Annotated in this window: 22 protein-coding genes; 15 read left to right on the top strand and 7 right to left on the bottom strand. The window is 69.1% G+C overall.

Going from position 1 to position 24210, the window contains the following annotated elements:
• Nucleotides 1-136: 136 nt before the first annotated feature.
• On the top strand, nt 137-1144 hold the full coding sequence (locus HSO01S_RS04565; protein WP_169799930.1) for a cell wall-binding repeat-containing protein: 1008 nt from the start codon (nt 137-139) through the stop codon (nt 1142-1144).
• A 47-nt stretch (nt 1145-1191) separates the two neighbouring features.
• Here the strand turns inward: HSO01S_RS04565 and HSO01S_RS04560 are convergent, their stop codons facing one another.
• Complete coding sequence (locus HSO01S_RS04560; protein WP_066039382.1) at nt 1192-2217, bottom strand: NADP-dependent oxidoreductase; 1026 nt, start codon at nt 2215-2217, stop codon at nt 1192-1194.
• A gap of 228 nt (nt 2218-2445) precedes the next feature.
• Here HSO01S_RS04560 and HSO01S_RS04555 point away from each other — a divergent pair, with 228 nt between their 5' ends.
• Complete coding sequence (locus tag HSO01S_RS04555; protein WP_084361301.1) at nt 2446-3153, top strand: DUF998 domain-containing protein; 708 nt, start codon at nt 2446-2448, stop codon at nt 3151-3153.
• Nucleotides 3154-3250: 97 nt separating this feature from the next.
• The gene (locus HSO01S_RS04550) at nt 3251-4546 is read left to right on the top strand and encodes a cell wall-binding repeat-containing protein (RefSeq protein WP_066039381.1); all 1296 of its coding nucleotides are present in this window, start codon (nt 3251-3253) and stop codon (nt 4544-4546) included.
• A 7-nt stretch (nt 4547-4553) separates the two neighbouring features.
• Here the strand turns inward: HSO01S_RS04550 and HSO01S_RS04545 are convergent, their stop codons facing one another.
• Nucleotides 4554-5345: an alpha/beta fold hydrolase gene (locus HSO01S_RS04545; RefSeq protein ID WP_066039380.1), complete on the bottom strand. Its 792-nt coding sequence runs from the start codon at nt 5343-5345 to the stop codon at nt 4554-4556.
• A 79-nt stretch (nt 5346-5424) separates the two neighbouring features.
• Nucleotides 5425-6063: a YqaJ viral recombinase family protein gene (locus HSO01S_RS04540; RefSeq protein ID WP_373280202.1), complete on the bottom strand. Its 639-nt coding sequence runs from the start codon at nt 6061-6063 to the stop codon at nt 5425-5427.
• 193 nt (nt 6064-6256) lie between these two features.
• Between HSO01S_RS04540 and HSO01S_RS04535 the strand changes: the two genes are divergently transcribed.
• From HSO01S_RS04535 to rplL, 5 genes are all read left to right on the top strand, one after another.
• Complete coding sequence (locus tag HSO01S_RS04535; RefSeq protein ID WP_373280206.1) at nt 6257-7003, top strand: response regulator transcription factor; 747 nt, start codon at nt 6257-6259, stop codon at nt 7001-7003.
• Nucleotides 7000-8451, top strand: coding sequence for a sensor histidine kinase (locus tag HSO01S_RS04530; RefSeq protein WP_066039379.1), 1452 nt, complete (start codon nt 7000-7002; stop codon nt 8449-8451). The genes HSO01S_RS04535 and HSO01S_RS04530 overlap by 4 nt, the downstream gene beginning before the upstream one ends.
• 73 nt (nt 8452-8524) lie before the next feature.
• Nucleotides 8525-8686, top strand: a complete 162-nt coding sequence (locus HSO01S_RS18990) for a hypothetical protein (protein WP_169799929.1) — start codon at nt 8525-8527, stop codon at nt 8684-8686.
• Between the two features lie 263 nt (nt 8687-8949).
• Nucleotides 8950-9465, top strand: coding sequence for a 50S ribosomal protein L10 (rplJ, locus tag HSO01S_RS04525; RefSeq protein WP_066039378.1), 516 nt, complete (start codon nt 8950-8952; stop codon nt 9463-9465).
• 50 nt (nt 9466-9515) lie between these two features.
• A complete protein-coding gene (rplL, locus tag HSO01S_RS04520; RefSeq protein WP_066039377.1) occupies nt 9516-9899 on the top strand; it encodes a 50S ribosomal protein L7/L12 in 384 nt (127 codons plus the stop codon).
• Nucleotides 9900-9983: 84 nt separating this feature from the next.
• On the opposite strand, the gene HSO01S_RS04515 is transcribed toward rplL, so the two are convergent.
• On the bottom strand, nt 9984-11006 hold the full coding sequence (locus tag HSO01S_RS04515; RefSeq protein WP_066039615.1) for a LacI family DNA-binding transcriptional regulator: 1023 nt from the start codon (nt 11004-11006) through the stop codon (nt 9984-9986).
• Between the two features lie 307 nt (nt 11007-11313).
• Here HSO01S_RS04515 and HSO01S_RS04510 point away from each other — a divergent pair, with 307 nt between their 5' ends.
• The 4 genes from HSO01S_RS04510 (at nt 11314) to HSO01S_RS04495 (ending at nt 16856) form a co-directional block, all read left to right on the top strand.
• Nucleotides 11314-12636, top strand: a complete 1323-nt coding sequence (locus HSO01S_RS04510) for an ABC transporter substrate-binding protein (RefSeq protein ID WP_066039376.1) — start codon at nt 11314-11316, stop codon at nt 12634-12636.
• A gap of 147 nt (nt 12637-12783) precedes the next feature.
• Complete coding sequence (locus HSO01S_RS04505) at nt 12784-13914, top strand: carbohydrate ABC transporter permease (protein WP_066039375.1); 1131 nt, start codon at nt 12784-12786, stop codon at nt 13912-13914.
• Nucleotides 13911-14894, top strand: coding sequence for a carbohydrate ABC transporter permease (locus HSO01S_RS04500; RefSeq protein WP_066039374.1), 984 nt, complete (start codon nt 13911-13913; stop codon nt 14892-14894). The genes HSO01S_RS04505 and HSO01S_RS04500 overlap by 4 nt, the downstream gene beginning before the upstream one ends.
• Before the next feature lie 72 nt (nt 14895-14966).
• Nucleotides 14967-16856 (top strand): ABC transporter ATP-binding protein, encoded by a 1890-nt coding sequence (locus tag HSO01S_RS04495; protein ID WP_218003768.1) that lies wholly within the window; start codon nt 14967-14969, stop codon nt 16854-16856.
• A 121-nt stretch (nt 16857-16977) separates the two neighbouring features.
• Here HSO01S_RS04495 and fgd read toward each other — a convergent pair whose 3' ends face one another.
• Entirely contained in the window at nt 16978-17991 is a 1014-nt protein-coding gene (gene fgd / locus HSO01S_RS04490) for a glucose-6-phosphate dehydrogenase (coenzyme-F420) (protein WP_066039614.1), read from the bottom strand.
• 321 nt (nt 17992-18312) lie between these two features.
• On the opposite strand from fgd, the gene HSO01S_RS04485 reads away from it, so the two are divergent.
• Both HSO01S_RS04485 and HSO01S_RS04480 read left to right on the top strand, forming a co-directional pair.
• Nucleotides 18313-19680 (top strand): cystathionine beta-synthase, encoded by a 1368-nt coding sequence (locus HSO01S_RS04485; RefSeq protein WP_066039372.1) that lies wholly within the window; start codon nt 18313-18315, stop codon nt 19678-19680.
• A gap of 35 nt (nt 19681-19715) precedes the next feature.
• On the top strand, nt 19716-20933 hold the full coding sequence (locus HSO01S_RS04480) for a cystathionine gamma-synthase (protein WP_084361299.1): 1218 nt from the start codon (nt 19716-19718) through the stop codon (nt 20931-20933).
• On the opposite strand, the gene HSO01S_RS04475 is transcribed toward HSO01S_RS04480, so the two are convergent.
• Nucleotides 20930-22714, bottom strand: a complete 1785-nt coding sequence (locus HSO01S_RS04475; RefSeq protein ID WP_218003767.1) for a M1 family metallopeptidase — start codon at nt 22712-22714, stop codon at nt 20930-20932. The genes HSO01S_RS04480 and HSO01S_RS04475 overlap by 4 nt on opposite strands.
• An 8-nt stretch (nt 22715-22722) precedes the next feature.
• The gene (locus HSO01S_RS04470; RefSeq protein ID WP_066039371.1) at nt 22723-23643 is read right to left on the bottom strand and encodes a DMT family transporter; all 921 of its coding nucleotides are present in this window, start codon (nt 23641-23643) and stop codon (nt 22723-22725) included.
• A 40-nt stretch (nt 23644-23683) separates the two neighbouring features.
• Here HSO01S_RS04470 and HSO01S_RS04465 point away from each other — a divergent pair, with 40 nt between their 5' ends.
• The gene (locus HSO01S_RS04465) at nt 23684-24193 is read left to right on the top strand and encodes a MarR family winged helix-turn-helix transcriptional regulator (RefSeq protein ID WP_066039370.1); all 510 of its coding nucleotides are present in this window, start codon (nt 23684-23686) and stop codon (nt 24191-24193) included.
• The last annotated feature ends 17 nt before the right edge of the window (nt 24194-24210 follow it).

Raw genomic sequence — 24210 nt, 5'->3', positions numbered from 1 at the left:
CGAGCGTTGCGGGCGATGATCGTGCCATGAACTCGTCGAACCCCCGCTTATGACCCCCGGTCGGCCGGCCTGGCACCGATTGCTCGTCCTTGCACTCGGTGCGCTGATGCTCGGGGCGCCAGGGCTTGTTGCATCGGTGGCCCGAGCCACGGCGGCACCGCTGCCCGCGGGTGTGGGGGTGGGTGCGGCTGCGACTCCCGGTGGGGGCGTCTCTGCGGCGCGACGCGTCCTCCCCGTCCCAGAACGGCTCGCGGCCGCCGACCGTTACGCCCAGGCCGCCCTCGCGTCCCGCTCGCTCGGCTTCACCCAGAGCGAGCTGGTCTACGTCGCGAGCGGCGAGGCGTTCCCGGATGCGCTGACCGCCGCATCCGTCGCCGCGACCAGGGATGCTCCGCTCCTGCTGACCATGGCGCGCAGCGTCCCTGTCAGTACCGCCACCGAACTCAACCGTCTCGCCCCGGACGTGATCGTCGTCGTCGGCGGCGAGAGAACCCTGTCGGACGAGGTGATGGACCAGCTCTCCCGGGCCAGTGCCGGGTCCACCGTGATCCGCGTGGCCGGCGCGGACCGGTTCGAGGTATCACGGGCCCTCATCGGTGACGGCGCGGTGGGCGCACCGGCGTCGTCGCGCATCCATCTCGCCGGGGGAGCGTCGTTTCCGGATGCCCTGACCGCGGCACCCGCGGCCAGCAGCTCGGGCTCGCCGGTCCTCCTCGTCGACGGGTCAGAACCCCGGCCGACCGATGCCGAACTCGCCCTGCTCGACACGCGAGGTGTGGATCAGGTCGACGTCGTCGGCGGCACGTCGACTGTGAGCGCAGAGCTCGAGGCCGCTCTCGCGACGTCCCGAACCGTGAGACGGGTGAGCGGGCCGGACCGGTACTCGACCGGCGTGCGCATCAACCAGCTCGCCTTCGGCGCAGCCACGACGGCCTATCTGGCCAGCGGGATGTCGTTTCCGGATGCGCTGAGCGGCGGACCGCTCGCCGCTCACGATCGCGCGCCCCTCTACGTGGTGCAGCAGAACTGCGTGCCGCAGGCGGTGCTCGACGACCTGGTCCGGCTCCACCCGACTCGCATCGTCGTGCTCGGTGGCCCGCTGACGCTCACTCCCGCGGTCGAGGCGCTGACGCCGTGTCCGTGACGGTGAACCTGACGGCGCCCGTGGTGGCGGGCACCACCGGCCAGGCCTCAGAAGGGCAGCTCGCCGATCTGCAGCACGAGCTTGCCGCGCGTGTGGCCGGATTCGAGGCTGGCATGGGCCGCGGCGATGTCGGCGAGCGGAAAAGTCTTGTCGATGTGCACGCGCACGTCGCCCGAGTCGATGAGCCGGGCGACGACGGCGAGGGTCGCCGCATCCGGAGCCACCTTGAAGGTAGTCGCGCGCACGCCCGCCTCGGCCGCCTCCTCGTCGAGGGTCGGCCAGCTGCCCGTCGGAGCGTTCACCATGAGACCTCCGGGCCGCAGCGTCGTGAGCGCGCGCCGCCCGGTGTCGTCGACGGTGTTGCCGACGAGGTCCACCACGACATCGAGATCCGAGAGCTGGTCCTCCCAACCGGTTAGGTCGTAGTCGAGCACGGTGCTCGCGCCGAGCTCGCGCAGCCAGGCCTGGTTGCGGGCCGATGCCGTCGCCGCGACCCTCACCCCGAAGTACGAGGCGAACTGCACCGCGAAGTGGCCGACGCCACCCGAGGCGCCGGTGATGAGCATCCGCTGCCCCTCGTGCGCCTTGGCGAGATCGACGACGAGCCCCCAGGCGGTCAGGGCCGCGAGAGGCACGGCGCCCGCCTCAATGAGGGACAAGGTCTTGGGCGTCCGGGTGACCTGCAGGCTCGGCACCGAGACGTACTCGGCGTAGGAGCCCTCGCCCCGCGGGGTCGACATCATGCCGAAGACCTCGTCGCCGACGTTCAGCGGATGCCCTGCGAACGGGATCTCGACGACCACACCGGCGAAGTCGTACCCGAGGATGCACGGAAGGGAGGTGACCGCGTCGGCCACGCCCTTCCCGGCCCGCGTCTTCGCGTCGATCGGATTAACGCCGGCGGCAGCGACCTTGACGAGCACCTCGGCGTTGATCCGAACGGGGGTCGGGACCTCGGCTATCCGGAACGCGTCCGGCGCCCCGAACTCGGCGAGCACCGCCGCGCGCATGGTCTTCGGGTGCGTGAGTGTCGGACTCGATGTCCTCGACGATCCACTCCATTGCTCGATCATCGTCAGCCCTTCCGGTCGTCTCGGCCACACAACAGCTTCTGTCACACACCAGGGGGCTCGGGCTCCCGCTCCACTGCGTCGCCTTGTCGGCTGATCCTCACGTTATGGGGTGAATGATTCACCGGTGTTACGGTCAGGTCACTGGGGTGCAAACTCGCGACAGACGTCGTACGCTTCAGTGACTTCGGCCTGCATCCGGCCGTCCGAGCAGGAAGCCCCGAGACCGCCATGAGCACGTTGCGCACGATCGGGCTCTCGATGGCTGCGCTTCTGGCGGGCTCGGGTCTCGTGCTCATCTGGGTCGCCCGCCTCGGCGCCGACCGCTTCCTCTACGTCAGCGAGCTCGGCGCGACGGGCGAACCGACCGCCGGCGTGTTCCGGGTGGCCATGACACTGGTCGCATGTTCGGCGATCGTGTGCGCCCTGGCGGCGCCTCGACTCAGACCCCGGATGCGATGGCTCGCGTTCGTGCCGTCGTCGATCGTCCTCCTCGTGGCCGGCCTCATGTTCGGCATCGCGTCGCAGGTCACCTGCACGCGCTACTGCCCGCTGCCGGTCGGCGCGGCGTTCACCTGGCAGGACCTGATCCACACGGTCTGCGCGGTCATCGGCTTCGCCGCGGCCGCCCTCGTGATGCTGCAGGCGGCGGCCGACCGCCGCTTCCGCCGCCTCGCTCGCTTCTCCCTCGTCTCGGCGGTCGTCGTCGCGGTCATCGCGGGATTCGGCGGCATCCTCTCGCTCCTCCAGCTCGCGACGCAGCTCGGCGGCATCCTGGAACTCGTGGCGACGACCGTGGCCCTCGCCTGGCTCGTCGGCCTGGCGGCCATCCTCGCCCGCGAGTCCGCCCGTGGCCCTGCTCCCGCCGTCTTCGATGGTGCTGGTCTCGACAAGCCGACGGGAACCCCTGCAGAGTCGATCTCGACGCTCTGGTCATAGTTCCGGCTAGCGGCAATTGAGTAGCAATTGCTCACGAGGGGGTGCGGTGTTCCTCCGCCAGCATGGGTGAAAAGACCCTTCGGCGATCGGACACCCCATGATCCCTGCACTCACCTCGCACCTCACACTGAGACGAGCCATCGCCTCCACAGCCGCCGCCTTGCTGCTCGCCGGTGGTCTCAGCGTGGTCGGCGCACCGGCGGCGGAGGCCGCCGACAACGTCGTCACTCCGCTCTGCCCGCGCGCAGCGATCGTCGGTCATCCCATCCCGCTCACGCCGGCGCGCGACAAGCCGATCGGGACGGTTCGAGTCAACGGGCCGCTCCCTCCCGAGCTCATCCTCAACAACGACTTCGAGTACGCGGGCACCCCGACGGCAGTGGGCACCTACAACTTCGTCGTCACGAGCTCGTATCCTCGTGAAGACGGTTCCACCGGCCAGCGCGACACGATCTGCCAGATGCTCGTCAAGGCGGAGCCGACGGTGACCCGCATCGAGGGTGCGGACCGCTACCAGACCGCGGTGGCGACCTCTGCGCGCATGTTCATGGCGTCGCCGATCGTGTACGTCGTGAGCGGCGAGAAGTTCGCTGACGCGCTGAGTGCCTCCGGCGTCGCCGGTATCCATGACGCACCGATCCTTCTCGCGCAGTCGGGCGCGGTGCCGGCAGAGGTCCTGGCGGAGATCAGGCGGCTGGGCGCCACGGACATCGCCCTGGTCGGGGGTGCCCTGACGCTCTCGCCGGCGGTCGAGGCTCAGCTCGCGACGACGGGCGCCCGGGTCACCCGCATCGTCGGTGAAGACCGTTACGCGGTCTCTCGAAATCTCCTTGCGAATCCCCTCTTCGGCAACTCCGCCTCCAAAGCGCCCACTCTGGTCTCTGGTCTCGGCTTCCCGGACGCCTTGACCGCCGGCCCCGCAGCCACCCACACGGGTCAATCGGTGCTGCTGCTGAATGGCGCAAGCACGTCCCTCACTCCTGCGGAGATGAGCTTCTTCCAGTCCAGTGGATTCACCTCGGCCCACGTCGTCGGAGGTCCGGCCTCCTTCACCGGTGAGCTCGCCCGGAGCGCTTCCACGACGATCAATCCGGACGGCGGGATCGGGCCGCGGGTCAACGGGCCCGACCGCTACGCCACGGGAGTGGCCGTGAACGAGGCCTTCACCTCGTCGGGCCGGGTCTACGTGGCCAGCGGTGTCGGATTCGCCGATGCGCTCAGCGGCGGTGCGGCCGCCGGACACGACGACAGCCCGCTGTTCATCGTGCCGACGGGCTGCATCCCGTCGAGCGTCCTGACGGCCATCTACCACCTGGCACCTTCGGAGGTCGTTCTTCTGGGAGGGCCGTCCACCTTGTCGCCAGCGGTGCAGGCCCTGACCCCGTGCCCGTGAGCGAGCGTCAGGACCAGTCGAGGTGGGCGGCGAGGGTGGTGCGGGTGGCCTCGAGGTAGGCGACGGGGTCGTCGTCCCGGGCCGGGAGGGGGAGGCTGACGGCACCCTCGAGCTCGTCCATCCAGAGCTCGGCGACGGAGATCGGATGCACGGGGTCGCGCGGGGCCCACACGATCGCGGTGGGCACGACGATGTCGGCCAGGCTCTCGGAGTCGTCGAAGGCCACCGAACGCGGGATCTCGAGAAGACGACGTGAGCGGGCGGCGGCATCCGGGCTGTGGAACTGGCCGAGCAGGGCCTCGGCCGCCGTCGGCGACTCGGCCAGGGTGTCGGCGTAGACCTCGGTACCGAGGAAGATCCGGGCGCCCTCCTCGGGGCCCACGTCGGCGAGAAGCTCACCGATCACGGGGAATGCCCGCAGATTGTGCGGCAACGGCACGTCGGTGAAGGCGGGGCGCACGAAGACCAGACGTTCCAGCTCGCCGGGCTCGGTTCCGAGGCGCATCCCGAGCCGGAGGGCGATGGCGGCACCCATGGAGGTGCCGATGACCGTCAGGGGCTCGGCCGCCTGAGCGGCCGGAAGGGTCGCCCGCCACTCGGCGATGCGCGCGGCGATGTCGTCGGTCAGGGCTTCGATCGAGAAGGCCGAGGCCGGGAGCGACGGGTCGAGCGGCGCGGTCGAACCGTGCCCGCGCACATCCGGAGCGAAGACCGGGAGGCCGGACGGGATGATCGGGCCGAGCTGGTCGAGCAGATCGGCACCAGATCCACCGAGGCCGTGGAACAGAACCACGCTCATGAGAGCTCCTCTTCGTAGGACATCCGGTCGAGCAACCGCGCGACCAGTCCCGCCGAGGCCGACTGCACCAGGACGACGCTCATGCGCGACCCCGCTCGCCGCGCATCCACTCCAGCAGCTCATCGGCCCGGTGCACGAGGAGCTCGATCTGCGACTCGTCGCGATCGACCCACTGGCAACGCGGATCGCTCGCCAGGGGCACGAAATCGACGTGCTGCTCCCAGACCACGAGCGTGCGCTCCGCCCCCAGCACGTACTGCTGCCACCAGACCTGGCGCAGATAGCTGCGCGGGATGCGGGTCCACGGCTTCGACGTCGTCTTGATCTCGGCGAGCTCGAGTGCGCCGGAGGTGGTGACACGGATGCCGTCGGGCGTCGCCAGGTGGTGACGCGAACGAGCCGCGTGGAAGAGCGCCACGCTCGGTTCGATCGCGTACTCGTTCTGCACCCAGGCCGCGATCTCGGGCTCGCGTGCACGGCCGTGATCGGTGAAGGCGTTGCCGCCGAAGCCCGAGCCGTTGAATTTCTCCCAGGCGACCGCGCGCACGGCGGCGGCGCTGGCGAGCCGGGCGGCATCCGTCGCGGTGACCCCGCGGCTGCGGGCCCGGAGCCAGGCGACGCGGTCGGTCGAGCGAGCGACGATCCGCCGCTCGTGCGGGGGAGGCGGCGCGGGGACGGCATGCTCCTCCCACGGGAACGAGAGCATGAGATCCGACACCCCTCCATTGTCTCCCGCCCGACCGACACCGAGCCACCGACACGAGCAGCCCGGCCCCACCGACACGAGCAGCCCGGCCCCACCGACACGGGCAGCCGGCACCCACCGACAGATCAGCCCGGCACCAGCCCGAACTCTCAGACACCACCCCGACCCCTCATAGACTCCTCATAGCCGATTGCCAATACTGGTAATCGTGAGTATCGAAGCGACCCCCGCCAAGCAGCCCCGTCTGCGCCGAGCCGATGGTTCGCCGGTGCGCGCCCTCGTGGTCGACGACGAGAACACCCTCACCGACCTGCTCTCGATGGCCCTGCGCTACGAGGGCTGGGAGGTCAAGACCGCCAGCGAAGGCCGGCAGGCCATCACGATGGCCCGGGAGTTCCGCCCCGACGTCATCGTGCTCGACGTGATGCTGCCCGACATCGACGGGCTGCAGGTGCTGAGCCGCGTCCGCGGCGACGGACACGAGACGCCGGTGCTCTTCCTCACCGCGAAGGATGCGCTCGACGACCGCATCGCCGGGCTCACCGCGGGCGGCGACGACTACGTCACGAAGCCGTTCAGCCTCGAAGAACTGGTCGCGCGCCTGCGCGGGCTCATCCGCCGTTCCACCCTCGTCGTGGCTGACGCCGACGACCCGATCGTCACGATCGGCGACCTCGAGCTCAACGAGGACAGCCACGAGGTCTTCCGCGACGGCGACCCGATCGAGCTCACCGCGACCGAGTTCGAGCTGCTCCGCTACCTCATGCGCAACCCGCGCCGCGTGCTCAGCAAGGCGCAGATCCTCGACCGGGTCTGGAGCTACGACTTCGGCGGCAAGTCCAGCGTGGTCGAGATCTACATCTCCTACCTCCGCAAAAAGGTCGACGCCGGCCGCACCCCGATGATCCACACGGTGCGCGGCGCCGGCTACATGCTGAAGCCCGCCCTGTGACCCTCCGGCGAACGCTGATCCTGAGCGTGCTCGGGCTGATCGCGCTCGCCGGGGTGATCATCGGGGTGGTCAGCACTGTCGCCCTGAACGGCTTCCTCCTCAACCGCCTCGACTCACAGCTGCACGAGGCCTCGAACCGCACGATCATCTCGCTCTCGCAGACCGCGCAGGGCGGGCCGGGCGCCCAGTCGGGGCTCACTCTCGGCCAGGCATCCGGAACCGTCGTGGCCGTGGTCTCCGGCGGAGTCGCGACCAGTGGCTTCGTGCTCGACCAGAACGGCGCGCTGCAGGGTCTCACGGCGAGCGAGCTCGCCTCGCTCGACGGTGTGGAGCCCGGGCGCCAGGCCACGAGCGTGTCGATCGAGTCCCTGGGCGATTACCGCATCGAGTCGCAGACCGTCACGACGGCGGGCGACATCGTGGTGACCGGCCTCCCGCTCTCCGACGTCACGAGCACCCTCTCGCAGCAGATCGTCGTGATCGTCGCCGTCACCGCCGGCGCGATGCTGCTGGCCGGGATCGCCGGCTTCCTCGTGATCCGCCTCGCCCTGCGCCCGCTCGACCGCGTGACGGCGACCGCGAGCCGGGTCGCCGAGCTTCCCCTCGACCGCGGTGACGTGGCGCTCGGCGAACGCGTCCCCGTCGGCGACACAGATCCACGCTCCGAGGTGGGCCGGGTGGGCCTGGCCTTCAACCGGATGCTCGAGCACGTCGCCTCGGCCCTCACCTCCCGCCAGCAGAGCGAGAACAAGGTGCGGCAGTTCGTCGCGGATGCGAGCCACGAGCTGCGCACGCCCCTTGCGAGCATCCGCGGGTACGCCGAGCTCACCCGCCGCACCTCCGGCGAGCTGCCCGAGGACGTGTCGCACTCCCTTGGCCGAATCGAGTCCGAGGCGACCCGGATGACCTCCCTGGTCGAGGACCTGCTGCTGCTCGCGCGGCTGGACGCGAAGCCCGAGCTCGCGGTCACGCCGGTCGACCTCTCGCTCATCCTGGTCGACGTCGTGAGCGACGCCCACGCCGCCGGTCCCGCCCATCTCTGGGAGCTCGACCTCCCCGAGGAACCGGTCGAGGTCGCCGGAGACGCGGCCCGACTGCACCAGGTCTTCGCCAACCTGCTCGCGAACGCCCGGGTGCACACCCCGGCCGGCACGACGGTGCGGGTCTCACTCGACCGCACACGGCCACAACCAGATGCGGACGGCACGTCGCACGCGCCGGCCGCCCGCGTCACGATCGCCGACGACGGCCCGGGCATCGACCCCGAGCTCCTCCCGACGCTGTTCGAGCGCTTCGTGCGCGGCGACTCGTCCCGGTCACGGCATGCCGGCAGCACCGGTCTCGGCCTCGCGATCGTCAAAGCGGTCGTGGATGCGCACGGCGGCGCGGTCTCCGTCCGGAGCACTCCGGGCAGCACCGTGTTCACGGTCACCCTCCCGCTCGCCTGACGATCGCGGTACGTTGACAATCACGGCCACGGGGCCGAGGGACACGATCCCGCCTACGGAAGGTCTGGAATCAATGAACATCCTCGTCATCATCATCGTCATCGTGGCGATCATCCTGCTGTTCACCGGTGGATTCGTGTCGTCGCTGCAGTTCCTCCTGTACGTCGGCATCGCGCTGCTCGTGATCGCGCTGATCGTGTTCCTGCTGCGCTTCATCACCGGCAACCGCCGCTGACCTGAACACCGAGCGGCCCGTCACCTGCGATTTGCGTCGCGGTGCCGGGCCGCTTAGTATGTACGAGGCCAAAGACCGCCGGTCATCAGATAATGCGCAAGCAGCATCCGATCGAAGATTCGCATGAGCGAAGACCTGCGCAGGTGTACGAAGCAAGCGTCTCAGCGTTCTCGCTGGTTCTCCCGCTCCGGCCTCCTGTGCCGGAGCTTTTTTCGTGTGTGCCGATGGTCATTCCGGTCACATCAACGATTACTAGGAGCGCCATGGCGAACAAGGAAGCCTCGGTAGCCGAGCTCACGGAACTCTTCCAGAGCTCGACCGCCGTTCTGCTGACCGAGTATCGCGGTCTCACGGTCGCCCAGCTCAAGCAGCTGCGCGGCAACATCCGTGAGCACGCGTCATACGCCGTGGTAAAGAACACGCTGACCAAGATCGCGGCGAACAACGCCGGCATCTCGTCGTTCGACGACGAGCTCGCCGGTCCGTCCGCGATCGCCTTCGTCCACGGTGACCCCGTGGCCGTCGCCAAGTCGCTGCGTGACTTTGCCAAGGCAAACCCTCTGCTGGTCGTGAAGGGCGGGTACTTCGACGGTAACCCCCTCACCGCAGCCGAGGTCACCAAGCTGGCCGACCTCGAGTCCCGTGAAGTCCTGCTGGCGAAGCTCGCCGGTGCCTTCAAGGCCTCGCTGTTCGGAGCCGCCTATCTCTTCAACGCACCGCTGTCGAAGGCCGTTCGCACGGTCGAAGCGCTGCGCGAGAAGCAGGAGTCCGCGTCCTGAGCTCTCGCTCGGTCACGCGGTTGAACTAACTACCAAACAAGGAGAACAACATGGCAAAGCTTTCCACCGAGGAACTGCTCGAGGCTTTCAAGGAGCTCACGCTCATCGAGCTGAGCGAGTTCGTCAAGGCGTTCGAGGAGACCTTCGAGGTCACCGCCGCCGCCCCCGTCGCCGTTGCCGGTGCTGCCGGCCCGGCCGCCGCCGCTGAGGAGGTCGAGGAGCAGACCGCTTTCGACGTCATCCTCGAGTCGGCCGGCGAGAAGAAGATCCAGGTCATCAAGGAGGTGCGCGCCCTCACCAGCCTCGGCCTCGGTGAGGCGAAGGCTCTCGTTGACGGCGCCCCCAAGGCCGTGCTCGAGGGCGCGACCAAGGAGGCCGCTGACAAGGCGAAGGCCCAGCTCGAAGAGGCCGGCGCCACCGTCACCCTCAAGTAGTCTCACTGCTTCGAAACGGATGCCCCGGGCCACTGGCCCGGGGCATCCGCCGTTAACCCGCAGCGTCGATGTGGCGATCGGTGCTCAGGACGTGCGCCGCGGCCGCCCCGTCGACGACCGGATGATCAGGGTCGCGGGCAGGTAGGCGTGCTCGGTCGGCGGCATCCACCCCGGCTCCTCCAGCTGGCGGATGACCCAGTCGACCGCGAGTTCGCCCTGCTCGTCCGGTCGCTGCTCGATCGAGGTCAGGCCGAACATCTCGGCCAGGGGGTGGTTGTCGATGCCGATGACCGACAGGTCCTCCGGCACCGAGAGGCCGAGCTCACGCGCGGCGAGGATGATGCCGATCGCCACCTCGTCGGCGGCCGCGAAGATCGCCGTGGGGCGACGTCGCGGATCGCCGAGGATCTGCTTGCCCGCGCGGTAGCCGCCCGGGATGTCGAAGTGCGTGGGCACGAACGACTTCTCGTCGTACCGGATGCCCGCAGCCTCGAGGGCCTGCAGGTAGCCCTTGAGGCGCTTGGTGTGGACATGGAAGTCCATCTGCTCGTCGAGGTCGCCGCCCACGTGCATGATGTCGCGGTGCCCGAGCAGCAGCAGGTGCTCGGTGGCGAGCCGCGCGGCCTCGACGTCGTCGATGCCCAGGGTCGGGATGCCGGCGAGCGGCCCGCCGATGCCGGCGATGGGCTTGCCCAGGGCGAGCAGCTGCTCCGCTTCCTCGGGGGTGATCTCGAGGGTCACGGCGATCACCGCATCCACCCGCTTGCGCACGAGGAAGTACTCGAACACCCGCGTGCGCTCGGCGTGCGACTTGGTCAGGTTGTAGAGCATCAGGTCGTAGCCGCGGTCGAGCAGCGCGCGTTCGACGCCCTCGATGATGCTGCCGAAGAACCACTGGTTGATCACCGGGATGATGACGCCGACGTTGCTCGTGCGCCCGGTGACCAGACTGGATGCGCTGGAGGAGACGACGTAGCCGAGACTCTGAGCGGCCTCGGTGACCCGGGTGCGCGTCTCGCTCGAGACGTAACCACGCCCGCTGAGCGCGCGCGACACGGTCGCCTTCGATACTCCCGCGAGACTCGCGACGTCTTCGATGCCCGACATCACGACCTCCTCGTCATACGCCTGCAAACGCTTCCACAATCCTAGTGGGTAGGAGCGGTTCCGCGTCAGTACTGGGCTCCGGAGGGGTTGCTCGTGAGCATCTCGTGAGAGCGCTCTCTGCAACCAAATCGTTACCTTCTTCACCGGTGTTCGAAGTCGCTTGTAAATTGCTGAGACTTATGGAAAGGTTTCCCTACACCCGCTCCCTGAGGCACCTTGACGGGGGCGTTCTGTCCTAGTCCGATCGGTCGATCGGAGAGTGGGCGGGCCCATCGGTCCGTTCACGTCTACTCAATGAGGAGGAGAAATGCGGTCCATCTTGCACCGCCGTGTCACAGCACCCATCGCCCTTGCGACGGGCCTCGGGCTCGCGCTCGTCGGTTGTTCGGGCGGCGCCGGCGGGGGTTCTTCCGCCAACACCGTCGGTGAAGCCGACGGCGTCGTGACCGTGTACGGAACGATCGCCGACACCGAGGCCGAGCTGCTCGAGCAGTCCTGGGCCGACTGGGAGAAGGCGAACAACATCGACATCCAGTACGAGTCGTCCAAGGAGTTCGAGTCGCAGATCGGCATCCGTGCCCAGGGCGGCAACCCGCCCGACCTCGCGATCTTCCCGCAGCCGGGTCTGCTCGCCGACCTCGCGTCGCGCGGCTTCATCCAGAAGGCGCCCGAGGGCGTCGAGTCGAACGTCGACCAGTACTGGTCGAGCGACTGGAAGACCTACGGCACCGTCGACGACACCTTCTACGGTGCTCCGCTGATGGCCAGCGTCAAGGGCTTCATCTGGTACTCGCCGAAGCAGTTCGCGGCGAACGGCTGGGAGGTCCCGAAGACGTACCAGGAGATGGTCGACCTGACCGCCAAGATGCAGACCACCCTGGGCGCAGCCCCGTGGTGCGCCGGCTTCGGCTCGGGCGACGCCACCGGCTGGCCGGGCACCGACTGGGTCGAAGACCTGGTCCTGCGCCAGTCCGGCCCTGACGTCTACGACCAGTGGGTCAAGAACGAGGTCAAGTTCACCGACCCGCAGATCTCCGACGCGTTCACCGCGGTCGGCGACATCCTGCTGAACCCGAGCTACGTCAACGCCGGCTTCGGTGACGTCAAGTCGATCAACGCCACGGCGTTCGGCGACGTGGCGACCGCCATGGCCTCGGGCACCTGCTCGCTCACCCACCAGGCGTCGTTCTTCGACGGCTTCCTCACCGACGCCGGCGCGACCGTCGGCCCCGACGCCGACATCTGGGCCTTCGTGACCCCGGCCGTCAAGGCGGGCGAGACGGCAGTCACCGGTGGTGGCGAGATCGTCGGAGCGTTCTCGAACGACGCCGACACCGTCAAGGTGCAGGAGTACCTCTCGAGCCCCGAGTGGGCGAACAGCCGCGTCTCCCTCGGTGGCGTGATCTCGGCGAACACGGGTCTCGACCCGAAGAGCGCGACGAGCCCGATCCTGCAGCAGGCCATCAGCATCCTGCAGGACCCGGACACCACGTTCCGCTTCGACGCCTCCGACCTGATGCCCGGCGCCGTGGGTGCCGGAACGTTCTGGAAGGGAATGGTCAGCTGGATCGACGGCACGCCGCAGTCCGATGTCCTGACCCAGATCGAAGGCGGCTGGCCGACAGAATAGGTCGTCCGTCCCTCCGGTAATCGAATGGATGCAAGGAGGCCGCCCGAAGAGATTCGGGCGGCCTCCGCGCACCCCGGTGCTACGGTGTCTCAACGACGCCGGGCGTCGGGCCGATCCTGAGTTCAGAGCTGCACTCGAAAGGTTGTCATGTCGGATTTCCTCCTCTGGGTGGGGAAGCTGCCTCCGTTGGCGCAGATCCCCATCGTCGTCATCGCGTTCGGCATCGTCGTCGCGTTGATCCTCTTCTTCGTGGAGATCGCGCCCCGTACGGGGCGTAAGTACACGATCATCCGCCTCGCCGTGTGCGTGGTCGCGCCGTTCCTGGCGCTGGTGCTGCTCGGCTCGGTCTGGTGGGCGGCGCTCATCGCCGCGGCCCTGGGTCTGCTGTTCTTCTACCTCGACCGCCGCTCCAAGCAGGGCGCGGGCTACCTCTTCCAGCTGGTGGGCTTCCTGGCCCCCGCGATCATCCTGCTGCTGGTGGGCCTGATCTACCCGACGATCAAGACGGCGATCGACTCGCTGTTCTCCAGCCGCGGCAACTTCGTCGGGCTCGACAACTTCGTCTGGGTGCTCACGCAGCCGCAGAACCTCCGCGTGATCCTCAACACCATCATCTGGGTGCTGGTCGTGCCGGCCGCCTCGACGATCTTCGGCCTCGCCTACGCGGTCTTCATCGACAAGAGCCGCGGTGAGAAGTTCTTCAAGATCCTCGTCTTCATGCCGATGGCGATCTCGTTCGTGGGCGCCTCGATCATCTGGCGCTTCGTCTACACCTACCGCCCGGTCGACGAGAACCAGATCGGTCTGCTCAACCAGCTCGTGGTCTGGTTCGGCGGGCAGCCCGTGCAGTGGCTGCAGGAGTCGCCCTGGAACACCTTCTTCCTGATCGTCGTGCTGATCTGGATCCAGACCGGATTCGCGATGGTCGTGCTCTCGGCCGCCATCAAGGGCGTGCCGACCGAGCAGCTCGAAGCCGCAGAGCTCGACGGCACCAACGCCTGGCAGCGCTTCGTCAACGTCACGGTGCCGGGCATCCGCTCGTCGCTGATCGTGGTGATCACCACCATCTCGATCGCGTCGCTGAAGGTCTTCGACATCGTCCGCACCATGACGGCCGGCGCTAACGACACCAGCGTGCTGGCGAACGAGATGTACACGCAGTTCAAGAACTTCGAATACGGGCGGTCGGCGGCCTTCGCCGTCATCCTGTTCATCCTGGTGATGCCGATCGTCATCTACAACGCCAGGCAGATCAAGAAGCAGAGGGAGATCCGATGAGCGCCGTGCAGCCGATCGACCTGCCGGTCGACCCCAACACCCGCAAGCAGCTGCGGGGCGGCGAGAAGGCCATCGAACGCGAGGAGTCGCCGGTCAAGCGCACGAAGCGCCGGCTCACCAGCCGTGGCGCGACGATCGCGGCCCTGATCATCGCGATCATCTGGACCGTGCCGACCTTCGGCCTGTTCATCTCCTCGTTCCGCGACCGCAACGCGATCCAGACCACCGGGTGGTGGACGACCCTCTTCAACCCGGGCTTCACGCTCGACAACTACACCGAGGTGCTGCAGGCCGGCAACTCGCAGGTGACGATCGCCTCGTCGTTCGTCAACTCGATCGCGATCACGATCCCGGCCACGCTGATCCCGCTGGTGATCGCGGCGCTGGCCGCCTACGCCTTCGCGTGGATCGACTTCAAGGGCAAGGACTGGCTGTTCATCGGCGTCTTCGCGCTGCAGATCGTGCCGATCCAGATGGCGCTGGTTCCGCTGCTGTCGCTGTTCTCGCGCGGACTCTCGGTCGGCGACGACTGGCTCTTCGCCGGGATCCCGTCGAACGGCACCTTCTCGCAGGTCTGGATCGCGCACACGATCTTCGCCCTGCCGCTCGCGATCTTCCTGCTGCACAACTTCGTGTCGGAGATCCCGCGTGAGGTCATCGAGGCGGCCCGGGTCGACGGCGCCGGTCACGGGCAGATCTTCTTCCGCATCATCCTGCCGCTGACGATGCCGGCGCTGGCGTCGTTCGCGATCTTCCAGTTCCTCTGGGTCTGGAACGACCTGCTGGTGGCGCTGATCTTCGCCGACGGCGGGGTGGCTCCGATCACCAAGCTGCTGGCCGAGATCACGGGTTCGCGCGGTCAGGACTGGTACCTCCTCACGGCGGGCGCGTTCGTGGCCATCGTGGTGCCGCTGATCGTGTTCTTCGCCCTGCAGCGCTTCTTCGTGCGCGGCCTGCTGGCGGGTTCGACGAAGGGGTAGTCGCGGGGTGCCGGTGTTTCGCCCGTGGAGGAACGGGCCTCCGGCGTCGGAGGCCCGGCGTACGCTGAGCGCATGAGCGGTGTTGGTGGCGGCCGGATGGCTGCAGTGGCGGCAGCGGGCGGGCGCAGCCACCCGGGTGGCGGGCGGGTCTCCGGCGGAGACCGCAATGCGCAGAAGGCGGCGAACGCCGATGCGCCGAAGATCCCGAACCTGTTCCGCCGTATCTCGACGCTGTTCATCCCGTACCGCCGTGCGCTCATCGTCACCGGTGCGCTCGTGCTGGTCGGAGCCGCCCTCACGGTGATCCCGCCGCTGCTCACCCAGCAGGCCTTCGACCTGGGGCTGTTCCCCTCGGGCGGCCCGAACATCCCGGTGCTGATCGAGCTCGTCGGGCTGATGGTGCTGATCTGGATCGTCTCGGCGGCGCTCGGCGTCTGGCAGACCTACCTGACCGCGCGCGTCGGCAACCGGGTGATGGGCGACCTCCGCATCCGCCTGTTCTCACACCTGCAGAGCATGGAGCTCGCGTTCTTCACCCGTACGAAGACCGGCGTCATCCAGTCGCGGCTGCAGAACGACGTCGGCGGGGTCGCGAACGTGCTCACCAACACCGTGTCGAGCGTGCTCGGCAACACGGTCACGGTGATCGCCGCGCTCGTCGCCATGCTGCTGCTCAGCTGGCAGCTCACGCTGGTGGCGGTCATCCTGATGCCGATCCTGGTCTGGGTGCAGCGCCGGGTCGGTCAGGTGCGTGCGCGGATCGCGTCGCAGACGCAGGAGTCGCTGTCGGAGATGACGGCGATCACACAGGAGACACTGAGCGTCTCGGGCATCCTGCTCGCCAAGAGCTTCAACCGGCAGAACGCCGAGATCACCCGCTATTCGGATGAGAACGACACCCAGATCTCCCTGCAGGTGCGCCAGCAGATGAGCGGTCAGTGGTTCTTCGCGATCGTTCAGATCGTGCTCTCGATCGTGCCGGCCGTGGTCTACCTCGTCTCGGGCTACCTGATCGCGGGCGGCGTCGACATCACGGCGGGAACGATCGTCGCCTTCACGACCGTGCAGGCCCGGTTGATGTGGCCGCTCCTCGGGCTCATGCGGGTCGGCCTCGACCTGCAGACCTCGGGCGCCCTGTTCGCGCGCATCTTCGAGTACCTCGATCTTCGGCCCTCGATCACGGATGCGCCGGACGCCGTCGACCTCCCGCGCTCGGGCATGGCGGGTCGCGTGCAGTTCGACCACGTCGGCTTCGTCTACCCCGACGGCGAGCCCGAGCATCCCACCCTCGACGACGTGTCGTTCACGGTCGAGCCCGGGCAGTTCGCGGCCTTCGTCGGCCCCTCCGGCGCCGGCAAGACGACGGTCTCGTACCTGGTGCCCCGGCTCTACGAGGCGACCTCGGGTGCGGTGCTCGTCGACGGGCGGGACGTGCGCGAGCTGCGGCATCAGTCGCTGATCGACCGGCTCGGCATCGTGAGCCAGGAGACCTACCTCTTCCACGCCACGATCGCCGACAACCTGCGCTACGCGCGGCCCGACGCGACGGCCGACGAGCTGGTCGACGCGGCCCGGCAGGCGAACATCCATGAGCGGATCATGAGCTTCCCCGACGGGTACGACACCGTCGTGGGGGAGCGCGGCTACCGGCTCTCCGGCGGCGAGAAGCAGCGGATCGCGATCGCCCGGGTGCTGCTGAAAGACCCGGCCGTGCTCATCCTCGACGAGGCGACGAGCGCGCTCGACTCGATCTCGGAGCGGGTGGTGCAGGATGCGCTCGACACGGCCGCCCGCGGCCGTACGACCATCGCGATCGCGCACCGGCTGTCGACGATCGTGAACGCCGACGTCATCTTCGTGGTCGACGCGGGGCGGATCGTGGAGTCCGGCTCGCACAGCGAGCTGCTCGCCCGCGACGGTGCGTACGCGCGACTGTACGAGCAGCAGCTGTCGACGGCGTAAGGGCACGCCGCCGCGGCTCCGCCGCAGAGCACTCGCGGCCGGCCGCGTCGGCAGCGTCGGCGTCAGCGGCAGCGGCAGCGTCAGTGTCAGTGTCAGCGTTCGCCGGAGCCCTCCGCGCGGCTCAGCCGAACAGCGCCCGCAGCCGCGGCACGACCTCGCTGCCGAACACCTCGAGGAACCGCGTCTGGTCCGGTCCGGGGGCGTGGAACACCAGGTGCCGGAAGCCCAGCTCGACGTAGGGGCGGATGCCCGCCACGATCTCCTCCGGGTCGTCCGAGACCACCCAGCGCGTCGCCACCCGCTCGATCGGCAGCTCGTCGGCCCGGCGCTCCATCTCCATCGGGTCCTCGATGCCGGTCTTCTCGTCCGGGGTCAGGGCCAGGGCGCCCCAGAAGCGCGTGTCTTCCAGGGCGCGGTGCTTGTCGTGGTCGTACGAGACCTTCATCTCGAGCATCGTGTCGACCGGCGAGGTGCGCTCGCCCTTCGCGATGCCGTCGGCCAGCGCCGGCATCAGCGTCTCGGAGTACAGCTCCGGCGCCTTGCCCGAGGTGGTGATGAAGCCCTGCGCGATGCGGCCCGCGAGACGCGTCGCCGCCGGCCCCGCGCCCCCGATGTAGATCGGCACCGGGTTCTCGGGCCGGTCGTAGATCGTGACGTTCTCGGTCGTGTAGTACTCGCCCTCGTGCGTGACCCTGTCCTCGCGCCAGAGCTGCTCGATCAGCATCACGGCCTCCTTGAGGCGCGCGAACCGCTCCTTCTGATCGGGCCAGGGCAGCCCGAGGGCCACCTCGTTGAGCGACTCGCCCGTGCCGACGCCGAGGATCACGCGCCCGGGGTACATCGACCCCAGGGTGCCGAACGCCTGCGCGATCACGGCGGGGTGGTACCGCATGGTCGGGGTGAGCACGGAGGTGCCCATCAGGATGCGCTCGGTGCGCGCCCCGAGCGCCCCGAGCCACGGGATGGCCGCGGGAGCGTGGCCGCCGGTGTGCCGCCACGGCTGAAGGTGGTCGGAGATGAAGACGGAGTCGAAGCCCGCCTGCTCGGCGAGCACCCCGTAGTCCAGGAGCTCGGACGGCGCGAACTGCTCGGCCGAGGCCTTGTAGCCGATGCGGAAGGGGGAGGTGTCGCTCACGAGGGTTCTCCGTTCGGCGGCGTCGGAAGTCACCGCGTTTTCATCGTAGGCCGCATCCGCTCGCGAGGCCCCGGAACCGCGCGACCGTACCCGCGCCCGCGGTGCCGGAATTCGACGGCCACGGAGATGCGGGCGGCCCGGCGGCCCGGCCCCCGCGTGGGATACAGTGGAGGGGTGTTCGTGAATCTCCTCTGTTGTCGTCGCTGAGCGACGTCCCTTCTTCACAGACGATTCGCCACCCCCCAGCCGCCGCTCTCGCAGCGCGCCGTGCACGCTCGTGCACGTAGCGGGTGCGAGGCCCAGCCTCACCAAGGACACTCCATGAAGTACGCAGAAAGCGTCATCGACCTCGTCGGCGACACCCCGCTCGTGAAGCTCAACAGCGTCACCAAGGGCATCGCCGCCACCGTGCTCGCCAAGGTCGAGTACCTCAACCCGGGCGGCTCGTCGAAAGACCGGATCGCGACCCGCATCATCGACGCGGCCGAGCGCGACGGACTGTTGAAGCCCGGCGGCACGATCGTCGAGCCCACCTCGGGCAACACCGGCATCGGGCTCGCCCTGGTCGCCCAGCAGCGCGGCTACCGCTGCGTCTTCGTGCTGCCCGACAAGGTCGGCGAGGACAAGCGCAACGTGCTCACCGCGTACGGGGCCGAGATCGTCGTGACGCCGACCGCGGTCGCGCCGGAGGACCCGGACTCCTATTACTCGGTGTCCGACCGCCTCGCGAGGGAGATCCCCGGCGCGTTCAAGCCCAACCAGTACTCCAACCCGAACGGGCCGCTCAGCCACTACGAGACCACCGGCCCCGAGATCTGGCGCGACACCGAGGGTGAGATCACCCACTTCGTCGCGGGCGTCGGAACCGGCGGCACGATCAGCGGCGTCGGGCGCTACCTGAAAGAGGTATCCGACGGGCGGGTCACGGTCATCGGCGCCGACCCCGAGGGCTCGGTCTACTCCGGCGGTACCGGCCGCCCCTACCTGGTCGAGGGCGTCGGCGAGGACTTCTGGCCGGCCGCCTACGACGGCAGCGTGGTCGACGAGATCATCGCCGCCTCCGACGCCGAGTCCTTCGAGCTGACCCGCCGGCTGGCGCGCGAGGAGGGACTGCTCGTGGGCGGCTCCAGCGGCCTCGCCGTCGCCGCCGCCCTGAAGGCCGCGCGCGACCTCCCGGCCGACGCGGTAGTCGTCGTCCTCCTGCCGGACGGCGGGCGCGGCTACCTCGGCAAGATCTTCAACGAGAAGTGGATGCGCTCCTACGGCTTCGCCTCCGAGAGCGAGGGGTCGACCGTTCGCGACATCCTGGCCCGCAAGGAGGGCGGTCTTCCTGCTCTCGTGCACGTGCATCCGTCGGACACGGTGCACGACGCCATCGAGATCATGACGACCTACGGCGTCTCGCAGCTGCCCGTGCTGACCGCCGAGCCGCCGGTCGTGATGGGCGAGGTCGTCGGATCGCTCGACGAGCAGGCCCTGCTCGACCAGGTCTTCGGCGGCAAGGCGGCGATGACCGACAAGGTCGGCGACTTCGTCGGCGAACCCCTGCCCCTGATCGGCGCCAACGAGCCGCTGTCGGCGGCCCGGGCGGCGCTGAAGGACTCCCCGGCCCTGCTCGTGAGCGACGACGGCAAGCCCGTCTCGGTCATCACGCGGCAAGACCTCCTCACCTTCCTGAGCGAAGCGTGACCGCGCCCGAGCGCGACGACGAAAGGACAGACGACATGACTGAGAACACACCCCGGCCCGACGACTCCGAGAAGGCCCACCGCACGGTCGCGGACGACGACTTCGCACGGGACGAGGCCTTCGAGACCCGTGCCATCCACGCCGGTCAGGAGTTCGACCCCACCACGGGCGCGATCATCCCGCCGGTCTACTTCACCAGCACCTTCGTGCAGGACGGCATCGGCGGGTTCCGCAACGGCTACGAGTACGCCCGCGGCGGCAACCCCACGCGCACCTCGCTCGAGACCCTGCTGGCCTCGCTCGAGGGGGCGAAGCACGGCCTCTCGTTCGCCTCCGGGCTCGCCGCCGAGGACGCGCTGCTCCGCGCGGTGCTCGAGCCCGGCGACCGGATCGTGCTCGGCAACGACGTCTACGGGGGCACGCACCGGCTGATCGAGCGCATCCACGGCAAGTGGGGTGTCGAGAACGTCGTCGTCGAGATGAGCGACCTCGACGCGGTCGCCGCGGCCGTCGCCGGCGGACGCACCAAGCTGCTCTGGCTCGAGACGCCGTCGAACCCGCTGATGAAGATCAGCGACGTGGCCGCGCTCGCCGAGATCGGCCACGCCGCCGGCGCCCTGGTCGTCGTCGACAACACCTTCGCCTCGCCCTACCTGCAGCAGCCGCTCTCGCTCGGCGCCGACATCGTCGTGCACTCGACCACCAAGTACCTCGGCGGTCACTCCGACGTGCTCGGTGGCGCGGTCGTGCTGAACGACGACGAGCTCGAGGAGAAGGTGCGCTTCCTGCAGTTCGCCTCCGGCGGGATCTCGGGGCCGATGGATGCCTGGCTCACCACCCGCGGAATCAAGACCCTCGCGGTGCGGATGGACCGGCACTCGTCCAACGCCCAGACGATCGCCGAGCACTTGGTCGGTCACCCCGCGCTCGACGCGGTGTACTACCCGGGCCTGCCCACGCATCCGGGGCACGAGCTGGCCGCGCGGCAGATGAAGTCGTTCGGCGGCATGATCTCGCTCGCGCTCTCCGGTGGGCCGGCGGCGGCACGGAAGCTCGCGGAGTCGACGCAGCTCTTCCAGCTCGCGGAGTCGCTCGGCGGCGTCGAGTCGCTGATCGGCTACCCGTCGGAGATGACGCACGCCTCGGTGAAGGGGACCGTGCTCGAGGTGCCGGAGAACGTCATCCGCCTCTCGGTCGGCATCGAGTCGGTCGACGACCTGCTCGCCGACCTCGACCGGGCGCTGCCCCGCTAGAGCGCGGGCTTCGCGCCCGTGTGCAGCCAGGCCGTGAACAGGGCGTCGAGGTCCTGGCCCGAGACCTGCTCGGCGTAGGCCTCGAACTCGGCGGTCGACGCCGAGGTGCCGCCCTTCTCGCTCGCCCAGCCCTTGAGGATGGCGAAGAAGGCCGTGTCGCCGACCTCGTTCCTGAGCGCCTGGAGGGTCATCGCTCCGCGGGTGTAGACGGCGGAGTCGAAGATGCCGGCCGCGCCCGGGTCGGCGACCACGGTCGCCCAGAACGCGGCGTCGTCGGACGCATCGCCATCGGTCGGGTCGGCGTAGTACGCATCGAACTCCTGCTGCGGCGTGAAGCCCGTCTGGTCTTCCGTCCAGAGCCACTCGGCGTAGGTGGCGAAGCCCTCGTTCAGCCAGATGTCCGACCAGCGCTCCATCGAGACGCTGTCGCCGTACCACTGGTGCGCGAGCTCGTGCACGACGACCGACGCATCCGCGTCCGCCGGGAACGACCAGGCCGGGTAGATCGGACGGGTCTGGTTCTCGAGCGCGTACGGCAGGTCGTCTCCGGTGCCGATCTCGCCGATCGCGATGCCGCCGGCCTCGCTGAACGGGTAGTCGCCGAAGGACTTCTCGAGGAACGCGATCACCTGGGGCTCGGTCGCGAAGATCGAGGTCGCGACATCTCCGACGGTCGCACCACCGCCCTCGGCCTCGCGGGTGAACAGGGCCGGGTCGATCGCGTCGTAGTAGGTGATGCCGGTCGCCGCATCCGTCTCGGCGTCGATGCGGTAGTCGCCGACCGTCGCGGTGGCGAGATAGGTGGCCATCGGCTTCTCCATCTCCCAATCCCAGGTGGTCTGCCCGTTCGCGCTCTGCTGCGAGGCCAGGCGGCCGTTGCCGATGACCTGCAGGCCGTCGGGCACGGTCATCTTCGTGCTGAAGGTGGCCTTGTCCGAGGGGTGGTCGTTGGCGGGGAACCAGGTCGCGGCGACGCGGGGCTGGCCGACGATCACGGCGCCGGTCGGGGTGCGGAAGACTCCGGCGGGGCCGAAGGCGTCGTCGACCTCGATCGGCACGCCGCTGTAGGTCACCGTGGTGGTGATCGTCGAGCCGGTCGGCAGGCCGGCGTGCGGGATGACGGTCAGCTCGGTGCGCGGCGGGGTCGCGTCGTCGTCGGTCGAGCCCGGGAGCTGCGGCTGGCCGGAGTCCTTACTGATCTGCGTGGTCGCGAGGCTCCAGTCGGCGGCGGCCCCGTTGACCGTGACGGCCGAGATGACGATCGAGTCGCTGCCGTCGGCCTCACGGGTGTCGAAGTCGAGGTTGAAGGCCGAGAGGTTCTGGGTCGCGAGGGCAGTGACGGTGACCGTGCCCGAAAGCACGTCCGTGGCGGGCGCATAGGCCAGGTCGAGTCCGTAGTGCTGCACGTCGTAGCCGCCGTTGCCGTCGAGCGGGTAATAGGGGTCGCCGATGCCCGCGGCACCCGGGGTGTAGTCGACCGGGGTCGCGGTCTCGGTGGGGGTGGGAGTCGGCGCGGGCGCCGGCGTCTGGGTCGCGGGAGCCGCCGCGGTGCCGGTCGGGCAGGGCTCGGCGGCCTGGGCCGGTGCCGGGGCGAGGCCGCCCGAGGCGAGCAGGGCGATCACGAGCAACGGGATGGCGGCGAAGGCGGCCAGGCTGCCCCGCCGCCCGTCACGGCGTGCGCGCCGGCGAGCGAGCAGCAGCCAGGTGGCCCCTGATCCGATCGCGATTACGGCGAGGGCCAGCAGAAGCGGCCCCGAGTCGAATCCTGTCGCTGCCAGCACGCATCCGGTCACGAGGCCCCGTTTCGATCGGTGGGATGAAGAGTTCCTTGGACGGTACCGTATCCGGAGCCTCCCCGGCGACGCTGGCCGAGCAGCACCCCGCCGAGCACGAGGGCGGTGCCGATCGCCTGCTGCGGGCCGAACGCCTCTCCCGCGATCAGGGTGCCGAGCAGGACGCCGGTGACGGGGTTGAGCAGACCGATCAGGCCCACCGAGCCGGCCGGCAGGTGCCGAAGGCCGGTGAACCACGCCAGGAAGGCGAGCGCCGTGGCGATCACGGTGACGTAGGCGAAGCCGAGCAGTGCCGTGGGATCGAGTGCGGGCGGCGGCCCCTCGAGCGCGGCGGCGACGGGGAGCACGACGAGACCGCCGGCGACGAGCTGCCAGGAGGTGACCGCGAGCACCCGCTGCTCCTTCGCCCATCGGGTGGTGAGGATGAAGCCGACCGAGGACATCAGCATGGCGGCGAGGGAGACGAGGATGCCGAGGGGCTCGATCGCGCTCGAGCCGCCGTGTCCGCCTTGGGCGAGCATCACGCAGACGCCGGCGAAGCCGACTGCGGCGCCGATGATCCCGAACAGGCCGGGCCGCTGACCGAGCAGCGGCCACGCCAGCAACAGGAGTACGGCCGCCGAGGTGGCCATCACGGTGGACGCGATGCTCGTCGGCAGAAGCTGCGAGGCTGCGTAGATCAAGACGAAGAACGCTCCCACGTTGAGCACGCCGAGCGCGAGCGACTTCCACCACCAGTCGCCCCGGGGCCGCTGCCGAGCCACCAGCAGCAGGATGAGGCCGGCCGGCAGCGCGCGCAGCACAGCGCCCCAGAGCGGCACGTCGGCCGGGAGGAACTGCCGGGTCACGAAGTAGGTGGAGCCCCAGGCGACCGGGGCGATCGCGGTGACGGCGATCCAGCGCCATTTAGCTTCCATGGAAGCGACTATAGCTTCCCGGGAAGCTATAGTCGAGGGTATGAGCACAGTGGACGACCGGGTGGGGCGCATCCAGGCGGAGTGGCGTGACGCGCGGCCCGACGTCGACGTCTCGCCCCAGGGGATCATCGGGCGGCTGCACCGGCTCGCGGATGCGCTGACCGCCGAACTCACCGCCGTCTACGCCGAGCACGGCCTGAGCGAGGGTGAGTTCGATGTGCTGGCCACGCTGCGCCGAGCCGGCCCTCCGTTCGAACGGGCGCCGGGCGAGCTCGCCGAGCACACGATGGTGACCACCGGGGCGATGACCAAGCGTCTCGACCGGCTCGTCGCGGCCGGTCTGGTCACGCGGCGGCTCGCCGGGGGCGACGGCCGGCGGCGGGTGGTGGCGCTGACGACGGAAGGCCTCGAGCGGATCGACGCGGCGTTCACCGACCACATGATCAACGAGCGCCGCCTGGTCGACGAGCTGCCGGCGGCCGACCGGGCCGCACTCGAGCGCATCCTGACCTCCTGGCTCAGTCATCACGATGCGGCCGGCCCCGCCTGAGCCGTCCACTTCGGCAC

Source organism: Herbiconiux solani NBRC 106740 (assembly GCF_001571005.1).
Classification (GTDB): Bacteria; Actinomycetota; Actinomycetes; order Actinomycetales; family Microbacteriaceae; genus Herbiconiux; species Herbiconiux solani.
The sequence above is the reverse complement of the archived record's forward strand: the minus strand, read 5'-3'. Positions and strand labels throughout refer to the sequence as shown.